This is a genomic window from Acinetobacter sp. YH12219, assembly GCF_013417875.1.
GTDB classification, from domain to species: Bacteria; Pseudomonadota; Gammaproteobacteria; order Pseudomonadales; family Moraxellaceae; genus Acinetobacter; species Acinetobacter amyesii.
In genome coordinates this window covers 79,750-91,632 of sequence record NZ_VPDC01000001.1, presented here as the reverse complement: position 1 = coordinate 91,632, position 11,883 = coordinate 79,750, and the positions used below count along the sequence as shown (strand labels likewise).

General features: G+C 40.7%; 11 protein-coding genes. 4 read left to right on the top strand and 7 right to left on the bottom strand.

Annotation, left to right across the window (positions count from 1 at the left end):
* The first annotated feature begins 8 nt into the window (after positions 1 to 8).
* The gene (gene hflD / locus FTV04_RS00415) at positions 9 to 740 is read left to right on the top strand and encodes a high frequency lysogenization protein HflD (RefSeq protein ID WP_218949500.1); all 732 of its coding nucleotides are present in this window, start codon (positions 9 to 11) and stop codon (positions 738 to 740) included.
* A 56-nt stretch (positions 741 to 796) separates the two neighbouring features.
* The gene (purB, locus tag FTV04_RS00410; protein ID WP_180088098.1) at positions 797 to 2,185 is read left to right on the top strand and encodes an adenylosuccinate lyase; all 1,389 of its coding nucleotides are present in this window, start codon (positions 797 to 799) and stop codon (positions 2,183 to 2,185) included.
* Positions 2,186 to 2,301: 116 nt separating this feature from the next.
* Here the strand turns inward: purB and FTV04_RS00405 are convergent, their stop codons facing one another.
* Positions 2,302 to 2,541 (bottom strand): hypothetical protein, encoded by a 240-nt coding sequence (locus tag FTV04_RS00405; protein WP_180055204.1) that lies wholly within the window; start codon positions 2,539 to 2,541, stop codon positions 2,302 to 2,304.
* Positions 2,542 to 2,753: 212 nt separating this feature from the next.
* Between FTV04_RS00405 and FTV04_RS00400 the strand changes: the two genes are divergently transcribed.
* Positions 2,754 to 3,419: a DUF2238 domain-containing protein gene (locus FTV04_RS00400; RefSeq protein ID WP_180088097.1), complete on the top strand. Its 666-nt coding sequence runs from the start codon at positions 2,754 to 2,756 to the stop codon at positions 3,417 to 3,419.
* Between the two features lie 364 nt (positions 3,420 to 3,783).
* Here FTV04_RS00400 and FTV04_RS00395 read toward each other — a convergent pair whose 3' ends face one another.
* The 6 genes from FTV04_RS00395 to FTV04_RS00370 form a co-directional block, all read right to left on the bottom strand.
* Positions 3,784 to 4,206, bottom strand: coding sequence for a hypothetical protein (locus FTV04_RS00395; RefSeq protein WP_168379213.1), 423 nt, complete (start codon positions 4,204 to 4,206; stop codon positions 3,784 to 3,786).
* 108 nt (positions 4,207 to 4,314) lie between these two features.
* Positions 4,315 to 5,277, bottom strand: coding sequence for a protease SohB (gene sohB / locus FTV04_RS00390; RefSeq protein WP_180009607.1), 963 nt, complete (start codon positions 5,275 to 5,277; stop codon positions 4,315 to 4,317).
* A gap of 190 nt (positions 5,278 to 5,467) precedes the next feature.
* Positions 5,468 to 6,391 carry a phosphate ABC transporter ATP-binding protein PstB gene (gene pstB / locus FTV04_RS00385; RefSeq protein ID WP_218947256.1) on the bottom strand — a complete coding sequence of 308 codons (924 nt, stop codon included), beginning with the start codon at positions 6,389 to 6,391 and terminating at the stop codon, positions 5,468 to 5,470.
* 13 nt (positions 6,392 to 6,404) lie between these two features.
* Positions 6,405 to 7,796 carry a phosphate ABC transporter permease PstA gene (gene pstA, locus FTV04_RS00380; RefSeq protein WP_180088096.1) on the bottom strand — a complete coding sequence of 464 codons (1,392 nt, stop codon included), beginning with the start codon at positions 7,794 to 7,796 and terminating at the stop codon, positions 6,405 to 6,407.
* Positions 7,793 to 9,172 carry a phosphate ABC transporter permease subunit PstC gene (gene pstC / locus FTV04_RS00375; protein ID WP_180088094.1) on the bottom strand — a complete coding sequence of 460 codons (1,380 nt, stop codon included), beginning with the start codon at positions 9,170 to 9,172 and terminating at the stop codon, positions 7,793 to 7,795. Before pstC ends, pstA begins: the two co-directional genes overlap by 4 nt.
* A 98-nt stretch (positions 9,173 to 9,270) precedes the next feature.
* Positions 9,271 to 10,299, bottom strand: coding sequence for a substrate-binding domain-containing protein (locus FTV04_RS00370; protein WP_180009604.1), 1,029 nt, complete (start codon positions 10,297 to 10,299; stop codon positions 9,271 to 9,273).
* A gap of 408 nt (positions 10,300 to 10,707) precedes the next feature.
* On the opposite strand from FTV04_RS00370, the gene FTV04_RS00365 reads away from it, so the two are divergent.
* Positions 10,708 to 11,760, top strand: a complete 1,053-nt coding sequence (locus FTV04_RS00365) for a Rieske 2Fe-2S domain-containing protein (protein WP_180088092.1) — start codon at positions 10,708 to 10,710, stop codon at positions 11,758 to 11,760.
* The last annotated feature ends 123 nt before the right edge of the window (positions 11,761 to 11,883 follow it).

The following is an 11,883-nucleotide window of genomic DNA, read 5'->3' as shown; positions in this document are numbered from 1 at the left end:
TGTTTCGGATGACAGAGTTACCGTTTCAACAGCCTCAGACTCTGAATACTCGCCAAAATCGTGCATTGGCGTTAGCTGCTGTATTTCAAGCAACACAGCTGACTCACATGACTGCATTGACTGGGCAACAGAGTATCGGGGAAAGCGGTAACTTTTATTTTGAACATCTCATTAAAGCCAGTTTAAATATCCGTCCCAAGTCGAATCAGTCTAGTCAGACGCTCGATTTTTTTAGTGGTTTGGCGGATATTTCACTGGGTTTAAAGACCTTAGAAAGTAGCATTACTCAACCCTTCAATACATCTCCCAAATCTAGACTTCCTAAACTTGCCAATACCAAGCTACCCATGACGTATGCGATGGCGTTATTGCAGTTAGAAAAGAAAGTGTATAGCAATCCGAAGTTCGTTGAAATTATTGAACAATCCCAACAAAAAATCCTAAGACAGCTTTCATTTTTCGATAATAATTATTTACATCCAAGTATCATTGCAAACCTTGCCCAAACCTATATTGAAACTGCGGGTTCGATCAATCCTCGCATTATGGTTCGAGGCAACGCTGAAGCATTTAAAGATACAGCACATACCAACCGCATTCGCGCGACATTATTCACAGGCTTACAAATGGCTCACTTGTGGCGTCAGCTCGGCGGTAGCTCGTGGGGTATGATTTTCAGCAAGCGTAAGCTGCTCCAAGATATTCAAGATCTTGCCCGTTTACAGTATCAGGTGGTTTAACTGATGCAGTACGGGCTTTTTGTTTTACGTTTAATTCCAAAATTTAAGGAATCGCTATGAACGCTTTAACCGCACTTTCTCCATTAGATGGACGTTACGCAAGCAAATGTGATGTTCTACGTCCTTTCCTCTCTGAGTTTGGTTTAATCCATGCTCGTGTGACTGTTGAAGTGCGTTGGTTACAAGCGCTTGCGAACCGTCCAGAAATCACAGAAGTTCCAGCATTCAGTGCTGAAACGAATGCTGCGCTTGATGCAATTGTTGCGAACTTCTCTGAAGACAATGCAAACCGCATTAAAGAAATTGAACGTACAACAAACCATGACGTAAAAGCAGTTGAGTACTTCTTAAAAGAGCAAATCGCACATATCGATGAGCTTAAAAATGCTGGAGAATTCATTCACTTTGCATGTACATCTGAAGACATCAACAACTTGTCTCATGCTTTAATGCTTAAAAATGGCCGTGAAGTTTTAGTTGCAGCAATGCAGCAAATCATCGATTCAATCGTTGCTTTGGCTGAACAACACGCTGAACAACCAATGTTGTCTCGTACACATGGTCAAACTGCAAGCCCAACAACTTTGGGTAAAGAAATGGCGAACGTGGCTTACCGCCTTGCACGTCAAATCAAGCAATTCAAACAAGTTGAACTTCTAGGTAAAATTAACGGTGCTGTAGGTAACTACAACGCTCATTACTCTGCTTACCCTGAAATTAACTGGCCTGCTCATTCTCAAGCTTTTGTAGAGTCTTTAGGTTTAACCTTCAACCCGTACACGACTCAGATTGAACCGCATGACTACATGGCGGAACTTTTTGATGCGCTACGTCGTTTCAACACAATCTTAATCGACTTTAACCGTGACGTTTGGGGATACATCTCACTTGGTTTCTTCAAACAACGTTTGAAAGAAGGCGAAGTTGGTTCTTCAACAATGCCACATAAAGTTAACCCAATTGACTTCGAAAACTCTGAAGGTAACTTGGGTATTGCGAATGCGGTATTGGCTCACCTTGGTGAAAAACTTCCTGTATCTCGTTGGCAGCGTGACTTAACTGACTCTACTGTTCTACGTAACATGGGCGTTGGTTTTGCACAAAGCTTGATCGCATTTGAAGCTTGCTCTAAAGGTATTGGTAAACTTGAATTGAATGCTCAACGTATTCTAGAAGACCTTGACCATGCGCAAGAAGTGCTTGCAGAACCAATTCAAACTGTGATGCGTCGTTATGCAGTTGAAAAACCTTACGAAAAACTTAAAGCCCTTACTCGTGGTCAAGCAATGACTCGCGACATGATGGTTGATTTCGTAAATGGTAATGAGCTTGAAGCTGTTCCTGCAGCTGACCGTGCGCGTCTTGCAGAAATGACACCTGCAACATATACAGGTAATGCATCAACTCAAGCAGCAAACATTAAAGATCTTATTTCTAAAATCTAATTTTAGATAGATCAAAAAAAACGAGGCTTCATGCCTCGTTTTTTATTTATAATACTTCTGCTCTCTTTGAGATGAGGAGCATGCTCCGCAAGGAGATAGAAAATTTAGACGCAATTTTATTCTGCAGGGCAATATTTCGCCCAATCATCTTTCATCCTTTGTAATTCACAGCCTGTTAAAACATCTGAATAATAAACATAATATGTGGTATCGGGATATTGAATCTTATGGCGAAACATCATGCCGCGCAAAGACACAGAGAGCTCTTCTGGAAAATCACCTGTTAAATTAAGTTCTTCAAACTCATAGTTAAAATAACAATTTTGAGTCGCAATAAATGCCTCAACAACGGCCATAGTTACTACCAAATACTTAAACATCGATATTCATCTGAGTTTAATACAATCTTTTTAAAAATACTTATCCCCAGCCGCAAACTAAAGACATTTGAAAAAATAATGCACAAATTCTAGCGCCGTCTAACTATCACTTTTCATCGCATTATGGCTATACTTGCCGCGAATTATAAACATTGCACACCGATAAAAAATTTGAGCTTTGCCTTTTCATGATTGATTTCAAATTAAAACTTAAGCACATCTTAGCTTTTGCGTTATTAACTCTTGCCATTGTGATCGCCAGTATCCAACCTTTAGAAATGGAAGCATATATCCTCCATCAAATCGGCACTGCGTTTATGCTGATTGTGCTGCTCGTTTTCCTCTATAAAATAGGGCTAAGTTTCACAACTGTTTGCCTGTATCTTGGCTTTTTATTGATTCATGTTATCGGTGCCCATTATTTATATTCTTATGTACCTTATTCTGAATGGACACAAGCTCTCTTCGGTTTCAACCTTGACCAAAGCATGGGATGGTCTCGGAATATGTATGATCGGCTTGTACATCTTGCCTATGGATTGCTGCTCTATCCGTTCTTTTATCGCATATTTCAAATCTGGCTACCGCAGTTAAAAGCCGGAACACTCTTTTTATTGGTCGTACAATTCGTCATGGCGACCAGTTTATTTTATGAATGGATCGAATGGCTGATTGCCATTGGCTTATCACCAGAAGAAGCTGAAAATTATAATGGGCAACAAGGTGATATTTGGGATGCACATAAAGATATGCTACTTGCAACACTTGGTGCGATGATCACTGGTGGTATTTGTTTAATGACATCAAATTTGTTGAATAACGCTAAACAAAAGCCTGAATATTTTTTATCTTAAATACTGATGTTACGCACCTAGAAGTAATTTCTCATTTTAAAAATGATTTTTAAGTCTATTCGACGGAGTCTTACATCTAGGAATTGAATAACGGGATTAGCCTTCGGCTGGAGGTACTTTTACGAAACGATGTTTCTCATTCGGCAAAATGAGAAGCGAAGCTTCGCAAGGAAACCATCTTGCGGAGCAATGCTCCTCACCGCAAAACTCGTTCGCTCGCGTCTACGTATTCAAAGTATCGCAAAAAAATTTTTGATTAGAAGCAGCCCTGTCTCAAACACTTGCGGATGACGTTACCGCGTATCGTTGTTTTATTTGAATCAAATTGCACTTCTGGTGTTACTGCGTAACATCAGTTAAATATTTAAGCAGTCCATTGAATTAAGATTGAATCTGACATTTGCGGATTCAATTTTCGGTCATAATACTGAAAGCACGCTTTTGCTCCCGCTGGCATTTTTTGTAGATCATCATCTATACGAAAATGCCGTGTATATTTTGTATGATTCACTAAAATTTCAACCCGCTCAAAAGGCTGTCTTTTATTTATATTTCCGCTACTCATATAACTCTGATAGGCCACAACAGTGCCGCAGGCTTCAGAGCGAACATCTACCTGTAGTGATGAACAATAAATATAGCCTGCCAACAGTGTTGCTGCTGGGCCAAACAGCGCAGCATACTGTTTCAGCACAGATTTTTTCACACTTTGAAAATGCAGCAAATATAGCCAAGGCCAAACCATTAGGCAAATGACACCACCTAAAATAAACAGAAAATTAGACATCATTATCATCAATATCTATGTACGCAACGCAATCTATCACAACAGCATCGTTTAGCATAAAAAAAGCTCACCGAAGTGAGCTTTAAATACTTTATAAGCATAAAGATTTTAAAATTTTAGATCTTTTAATTGAACGATATTTGCATTAGCTTTGCTCAATGATTCCATCACTTTTGACATGACAGCAGGAACCAATGAATCCGCAATTTGTGCTGCTTGTAAGCCTAACTTCTCACCCAGTGTTGGTTTTTTGCGGGTTTCAATCATATATACATCATGTTGTGGCATAAGACTTAATAGATATTCATCTGACGTTTGGAGTTTATCGACCAAATTGAGATCCATTGCATCTTGACCATACCAATGCTCACCTGTGGCAACTTTATCGACATTGAGCTGAGGACGGTATTTTTCAACAAAGTGTTTAAACAAGTTATGGGTTTGCTGTAACTCTTCTTCAAATTTGGCTTTACCTTCAGCAGTATTTTCACCAAACATAGTTACGGTACGTTTGAACTGACCCGCGGTATACAGTTCAAAATCGATATGTTTTTCTTTCAATAAACGGTTAAAGTTCGGCACTTGTGCAACTACACCAATCGAACCCACCACGGCAAATGGTGCTGAAACGATCTCATTTGCAATGCAGGCCATCATATAGCCACCGCTTGCAGCAACTTTATCCACGCAAATGGTTAAGTTAAATCCAGCATCACGTAAACGTACCAATTGTGCAGCGGCCAGACCATAGCCATGCACCATCCCGCCTGGACTTTCTAAACGTAAAACCACGCGGTCACGTCCTGCTTTTGCTGTCGCTAAGATCAGGGTAATTTCTTCACGTAGACTCGTTACCGCAGATGCAGCGGTATCACCATTAAAATCGATTACATAAATTTTTTGGTTATTCTTTTTACGTGCGCGCGCTTCTTTTGATAATTGTTGGCTTAGTTGCAGCAGCTCAAGTTTAGATGCAGTCGTTTGCGCAATTTTTTTTCGTTGTTCATTAATACGTGCATTTAAATGGCTTACACGAATTTCCGCAGGCAACTTGGGATTATGAAATAGCATAAAATTGAAACTCATTTAATTCATATTTATGTTGTATAACATGTGGGTTGCATCACAAAAATTCAATCTATTTTTTGAAAATAATTCTCATTGAGCCAAATTGAGCATTTTATTTTTATCAAGACTTTTTGACCTAATTATTGACTTCATAAAAAAAGAGCCTTTCGGCTCTATTTTTAAACAGTCTAGATTAACCAAAACGACCGGTAATATAGGCTTCTGTAAGCTGATGATCCGGTTGGGTAAAGACTTTTTCAGTGGAATTCACTTCAATTAAATCACCCAAATGGAAATATGCGGTACGGTCAGAAACACGCGCTGCTTGTTGCATCGAGTGTGTCACAATCGCAATGGTATATTGCGCTGAAAGTTCAGTGATGAGCTCTTCTACTTTTGCTGTTGCAATTGGATCGAGTGCTGAACAAGGTTCATCCATTAAAATCACTTCAGGACTGACAGCAATGGTTCGCGCAATACATAGACGTTGCTGCTGACCACCTGAAAGTCCTGTACCCGGTTGGTTCAAACGGTCTTTCACTTCATCCCAAAGGCCTGCTTTACGCAGACTATTTTCAACAATTTCTTCCATGTCGTATTTGTCACGTGCCAAACCATGCAATTTTGGACCATAAGCGACATTGTCAAAAATAGACTTTGGGAATGGGTTCGGCTTTTGGAAAACCATACCCACTTGGGCACGCAGTAACACCACATCGAGATTTGGATCATAGATATCTTGATTATCCATAAGCACTTGCCCTGTCACACGACAAGAATCAATCGTGTCATTCATACGGTTGAGCGTACGTAGGAAAGTTGACTTACCACAACCAGACGGACCAATAAAGGCAATCACTTCATTTTCATAAATGTTCAGATCTATGCCTTTGATCGCTTCAGATTCGCCATAGTACACATGCACATCATTGGTACTGATTTTCACATTGCTCGATTTCGCATCTTTTTTCGCGCTAGATTGCGTATCAAACTGTGACACAAACGCAGTATTGGTTTGTTTTTGGCTGCCCTGAGCAGAGGTAAATTGTGTTTGTTCTGGATTCACGGACTTATCCTGATCTAAGGAATTCTTTTCTGTTGTAACGACGCTATTCATATAATGCCCTCAATTACCAGCGTACTTCAAATTTCTTACGTAACCAGATGGCTAAACTGTTTAAGCCGATCATGAGAGCAAGAAGTACAATGATTGCTGCTGCGGTACGCCCTTCAAAGAAGTTACGTAGTTCGTTACCTTGCCAAAGGAAAATTTGTACAGGTAATGCAGTGGATTGATCTAAAGGAGTGGCTGGTACACTTGCCACAAAGGCACTCATACCAATCAATAATAATGGAGCAGTTTCTCCTAGGGCTTGCGCAACACCAATAATGGCACCGGTTAAGATACCTGGTAATGCCAGTGGCAAGACGTGGTGAAATACAGTTTGTAAACGTGATGCACCCAAACCTAAAGCGGCTTGGCGGATCGATGGAGGAACCGCTTTTAGTGAAGCACGTGTGGTAATAATGACCGTTGGTAGTGTCATCAAACTTAAGACTAAACCACCAACCACAGGAGCCGAAAGCGGCATATGCATCCAACCAATAAAGATCGCTGCACCAAGCAAACCAAAGACAATCGAAGGAACCGCTGCTAGGTTGTTAATGTTGACTTCGACAACATCGGTAATCCAGTTTTTAGGTGCAAACTCTTCTAAGTAAATTGCGGATGCTACACCAATTGGAATCGAAATAATGATCACGATCAGCATCATAAATAACGACCCCATAAACGCCCCAGCTAAACCTGAAGTTGCAGGTGAGCTACGAGAGTCTGGATTCTTAAATATTTCAGTATTAAACGAGTTAGTAATAACACCATCAGCTTTAAGTTTATCTGCAAGTTGGCGTACATCTGGGCTCAATTGTTGCTGTTCATCAGGCAAGCTGCGGTCAATATTACCAGCCAACCAGACATCGACATTGGCATCTGCAAGGATTTTCAAATCTTGCTTTTGGCCAATCAATGATGGATCTGCCATAACCATGTCTCGTAAGCGATAAGCTTCTGAACTGGTATATAAACTGTTGAGATCATCACGTTGAGAGGCAATCGCTGGATCTTTTGCTATGATGCCATTTACGATGAGCGCATCCCAATCCACCATGCCCATTTCAGTTTGCCAAGCAATAAAACGCTCTTGGAACTGTGCAGGAGATTCACCTTCTTTTTGAACCGGTTTCGCTCCTACATTGACAATGTTTGGATCAAAAAACACAGGCACCGTCATCGAGCTTTGCCAGAATGCTGGTAAGCCTTTGGCTAAAATACTGCCAAACAATAGCACGACGAACAATAAGCCAGTCACTACTGCACTAAAACCCAAGACACGGAAGGTATTTTCTTTACGGTGTCTTTTCGCCAATGAGTTTTCAATGATTTTCTTACGTTTTTCACGAAGCTCTGCGGCTGCGAGCGGATCAAAAGTTTGATCCATATTTGATGTATTCGTCGTACTCATTCGTATTGCTCACGGTATTTACGCACAATGTACAGTGCAACAATATTCAGACCTAAAGTAATCACAAACAGTGTTAAACCGAGTGCAAAAGCAACTAATGCTTGAGGACTCGCAAAGTCTGTATCACCTGTTAATTGGTTTACGATGGTAATAGTGACGGTAGACACCGCTTCGAGTGGGTTGATATGCAGTAAAGGACTGTTCCCTGCTGCAAGCACCACAATCATGGTTTCACCAATTGCACGAGATGCTGCCAATAAGAATGCACCGATGATGCCCGGCAATGCAGCTGGAATCACTACTTGGCGAATGGTTTCTGATTTTGTAGCACCCAAACCGAGTGAACCGTCACGAAGCGCGCGAGGGACTTGGGTAATGATGTCATCAGATAATGATGAAACAAATGGGATAATCATAATCCCCATCACAAAGCCTGCTGTTAAAGCACTGGTTGCATTAATATCGAGTCCGATATATGCGCCAAGTTGTTTTGCAAAGGGTCCAATAATCATTAAGGCAAATACACCATAAACAATCGTTGGAATACCTGCGAGAACTTCAATGGCCGGTTTTGCCCAAGCACGGAAACTTGGCTTTGCATATTCAGCCAAGTAAATAGCAATCATCAAACCAACAGGAACAGCAACCAATAGCGCAATACCACTCACCATGAGCGTACCCCACAATAAAGGTAATAAGCCGTAGCTGCCTTCTGCACTTCCCGAAGTACTAAAACCTGGGTTCCATTCAGTACCAAAGAAGAAATCGAGTGGATTAACAAAACTAAAGAAGCGCATTGCTTCACTAAACATCGACATTACGATGCCGACAGTGGTCAAAATCGCCATGCCTGAACATAGTGCCAATGCCACATTTAAAACTTTTTCAACTTGGTTTCGTGCACGATATTTTTCTGCAATGCGACGTTTAGCCATCACTAAACCAATCAATGCCGCACTTACTACAACTGCTAATTTCGCGAATGAACCAATGTTCTCAATTTTCTTTAACTGTTCTGCTGCTGCAAGTTCATATGCAGCTGGCGTATCACTTACTCCAAAACCAGAAGCAATCGCTTGAACGCGGTCAACCATTACGCTCGTGCTTGCAGGATCTAAACTTAAACGAATATTTTCAGGGACATTATTTAAAATAACGTGTTGAAAAACACTCGGTTCAACCAAGTTCCAAACAATCAAGATTAAAAAAGCGGGAATCCCACACCATAAAGCGACCAAAACACCATAGTAGCCCGGTCGTGAATGCAACATTGCTGAGTTATTGCCTTTACCTGCAAGTTTGCGACTTTTGGTCAGTCCAACTTGATAAGCGATTGCAATAATTGCGAGCAACACACCAATAAGTAGCAGATTCATGTAATCTCCACTGTTTTTTCAAAAGCCCTTCTTGAAAAAACTGTTTCTTTGCAAAAAGCCAATGGCAGGTCGACCCTGCCATTGGCTATTTCCATACTTTATTTAACAGCCTTACCCGCTTTGAAGTTTGCAAGTACCGCAGCACGTTCTTTGTCAGACATTGAAATTAAGCCTGCTTTTTCTAGCTTAGAACCTTTACCTGATACTTTTTTACTTAGGAAGAATTCTGTGAACTCTTTTAAGCCTTTAATTGATTTTAAGTGCTCACCCTTTACATAGAAGAACAATGGACGAGATACTGGGTATGAACCATTCAGAATTGTTTTCTCAGATGGCGCTACATTATTCACTGTTGCTACACGTAACTTGTCACGGTTTTGGTCATAGAAACCTAGACCGAATACACCTACAGCGTTAGGTGAAGTTTTTAAGCGTGCCAATGTCTCTGTATAGTCGCCTGCGATTTCAATCACACGACCATCTTTACGGAATGTTGAACATGCTTTTTTCTGAGCATCTTTATCTAATTTTGCGAAAGCTTCATAAGTTTCACAGCCAGCATCGACCATTTTTTCTTGGAACACTTCACGTGTACCATGGTTTGATGCAGGAATAACTAAAGTGATTGCTTCGTTTGGTAAAGTTGGGTCGATTTGATTCCAACGTGTGTATGGGTTTGCAACCAATTTACCTTTTGAAGGTAATTCAGCAGCAAGTGCAGCAAATACGTGCTGTGGGCGAAGTTTGAATGCCGCTTTTTTCGCATTTGAAGCAAATACGATACCGTCATATCCAACTTTAATTTCTAAGATTTGGTTAACGCCTGCTTTTTTACATGCAGCCAATTCAGTACCTTTAATTTTACGAGATGCGTTTGCAACATCAATTGTGTTATCACCAACGCCATTACAGAATTGTTTCAAACCACCTGAAGTACCACCAGAACCTACAACAGGTGCTTTAAATTGTGGGAATGTATTACCAAACTCTTCTGCAACAATACTTGCATAAGGCAGTACAGTTGAAGAACCAGCAATTTGGATCGTGTCACGAGCTGCATTTGCAGTTGTAGCGACTGTTGCCCCAGTAGTGAGTACCATAGCAAGTGCGATATGATTTAAGCGCATTCTCATCTCTCTTTATTGATGCATTTATTGGAGTACGCCACTTTCTAATAAAGTCTTGTACTTTTTCGATATACGCATTTTGATTTTAGAGTATGACAGTTAGGTTACATCTTTATGACGCTTTTATGATAATTGATGATTGCACATTGATTTAAATATAATTCTTTATTTTTCAACATGTAATGAAATTTATCAAAGTATTGGTCTTATTTATTTCTACTTTGATATTCGTAAGAATTCATGTCCTTGTCATATTTTGTCTTATTTTCTTTTTTCAAATTCCCCTCTTTTTCTGAATGATGCAGATTTGCATGTTCTATTTTTTATTTCCTCGTATTCCAATAATTGAAATTTCATTACATTTTTAGTTCGCTCAATATGCAAGTTTACATAAAAACAGAGCCTAAAATGACCAGTAAAGCCATTGCGACATTTAATCCGGACTTGCCTGTGCATATGACTTTTGAAGAACATGACTGGCACTTACTTGCAGAATTTTGGTATCCCATTGCACTCGCTCGAGACATTACAGAACAGCCTTATGGCACCATGCTTTTAGATATGCCGCTCGTCATTTATAAAATGGGAGAAGAACTGATTGTCGCTAAAGATGCCTGCCCTCACCGCGGCGTCCCACTCAGCTTAGGTAAAAATGATGGTCTAGGGGTAGTCTGCCGCTATCATGGCTTACGCTTTGGTGAACACGGTCATTGCAACCGCATCCCTGCACATCCTGAGCACAAAATTTCACCTCGCTTTAACTTACGTACTTATGCCGCTGTTGAGCGCTATGGACTGATATGGTGTTCGCTCACTGCCACTAAAGATGCTGCGCCAAACATTCCAGTCATGCCATATTGGGATGAAGCCGAGTTTCAGCAATTGGTGTGCCCAACGGTCGATTTTCAATGTTTTGCAGGCCGTCAGCTTGAAGGCTTTATTGATGTCGCGCATTTTGCTTGGGTACATCCTGATACCTTTGGCGACCCTGAAAATGTAGAAGTGCCTGACTATAAAACCACGGAAACAGCAACTGGCTTTAATGCAGACTATTGGAGCAGTGTTGGGCGCTACCCAATTGGATTAGAACAACGAGGACAAGATGGCTTTGAATGGCTACGGCATTTTGAGATTCATCTACCCTTTACTGCAACGCTCACCATACATTTTCCAAACGACAGCAAGCAAGTGATTATGAATGCGGCATCCCCCATGACTGCCCGCTCCACCCGTCTATTTGCTCCCATTTGCCGCAATTATGACAAAGACTTACCTGTCGAAGATGCTTATGACTTTAACCTGAAAATATTTGAAGAAGACCGTTTAGTCTCTGAATCGCAAAAGCCTGAATATTTACCCTTAGATTTAAGCATCGAAGCGCATTTCCCTGCGGACCGCAGTTCGAGTATGTACCGCAAACTGCTGCGTAAGAAAGGTTTTAGTCCATTATTTGCGGCATAACATCAATATCGTATTGCATTCACCTCACCCTAACCCTCTCCTACAAGGAGAGGGAAACTCCTTTACAAGCCTTCTATTGGTTATAAATATTAAGTGGTATCTCATTCATCAAATGATAAACAT

Bases quoted from the DNA above. Each gene is read 5' to 3' on its own strand.
- FTV04_RS00400 (WP_180088097.1), top strand. From the start codon at position 2,754: ATGATTGATTTCAAATTAAAACTTAAGCACATCTTAGCTTTTGCGTTA.
- pstC (WP_180088094.1), bottom strand. From the start codon at position 9,172: ATGAATCTGCTACTTATTGGTGTGTTGCTCGCAATTATTGCAATCGCT.
- purB (WP_180088098.1), top strand. From the start codon at position 797: ATGAACGCTTTAACCGCACTTTCTCCATTAGATGGACGTTACGCAAGC.
- sohB (WP_180009607.1), bottom strand. From the start codon at position 5,277: ATGCTATTTCATAATCCCAAGTTGCCTGCGGAAATTCGTGTAAGCCAT.
- FTV04_RS00370 (WP_180009604.1), bottom strand. From the start codon at position 10,299: ATGCGCTTAAATCATATCGCACTTGCTATGGTACTCACTACTGGGGCA.
- pstA (WP_180088096.1), bottom strand. From the start codon at position 7,796: ATGAGTACGACGAATACATCAAATATGGATCAAACTTTTGATCCGCTC.
- hflD (WP_218949500.1), top strand. From the start codon at position 9: ATGACAGAGTTACCGTTTCAACAGCCTCAGACTCTGAATACTCGCCAA.
- FTV04_RS00395 (WP_168379213.1), bottom strand. From the start codon at position 4,206: ATGTCTAATTTTCTGTTTATTTTAGGTGGTGTCATTTGCCTAATGGTT.
- pstB (WP_218947256.1), bottom strand. From the start codon at position 6,391: ATGAATAGCGTCGTTACAACAGAAAAGAATTCCTTAGATCAGGATAAG.
- FTV04_RS00365 (WP_180088092.1), top strand. From the start codon at position 10,708: ATGACCAGTAAAGCCATTGCGACATTTAATCCGGACTTGCCTGTGCAT.
- FTV04_RS00405 (WP_180055204.1), bottom strand. From the start codon at position 2,541: ATGGCCGTTGTTGAGGCATTTATTGCGACTCAAAATTGTTATTTTAAC.